Origin of the sequence: Methylobacterium sp. WL103 (assembly GCF_008039885.1) — a bacterium.
GTDB classification, from domain to species: domain Bacteria; phylum Pseudomonadota; class Alphaproteobacteria; order Rhizobiales; family Beijerinckiaceae; genus Methylobacterium; species Methylobacterium cerastii.
Map to the genome: position 1 here is coordinate 1 of NZ_VRUX01001223.1, position 554 is coordinate 554.

Genomic DNA, 554 nt, shown 5'->3' on the forward strand with positions numbered 1-554 from the left:
GCGCCGGCCAGCACCCGGGCGACAGCGCGACGGCCTTGCCCGGCAGCCACTCCGTGGTGCCGTGCGTGCCGAGGTGAACTAGGGCGTCGAAGTTGCGGCGCAGCCCGAGGTGGAACGCGAGGTAGGCGTGCGTCGGCGGCTCGTCGGGGTCGTGGTAGCCGGCCTTGCGGTCGTCCGACCGGCCCCGGTCGGGCTGGAGGAAGATCGCGATGCGGCCCGCCGCGCCCAGCTCTCCTTCTCCCGCAGAGGGGGGAGGGGATGTGTCGTGGCCGGACCTCACGATCCCGAATCGGAAGGAGCCGTCCCGGATGGCGGGGTCGGCGTCCGGCGCGCCCCAGCGTTCGGTCAAAACCTGGCGCGACGTCTCGGGCAGGGTCGCAAGCCAACCCCTGTAGTCGGCGAGCGACACCGCGAAACCCTGCACGCCGTCCGTCAGCGCGTGCATGAGCGCGGCGGCCTCCGGCAGCGATCCGCCCGCGTAGCCGGCGTCGGCGAGGTCCGACACGATCGCACGGGCGCTCTCGGGCGTGTCGAGCCCGAGAGCGCCCGTGCGA

Annotated in this window: 1 protein-coding gene; it reads right to left on the bottom strand. The window is 73.8% G+C overall.

Annotated features, from left to right (window positions below; genetic code table 11):
- Positions 1-554 (bottom strand): cobaltochelatase subunit CobN (locus FV222_RS28735; protein ID WP_187277541.1); only part of this gene is annotated, 554 nt, incomplete at both ends.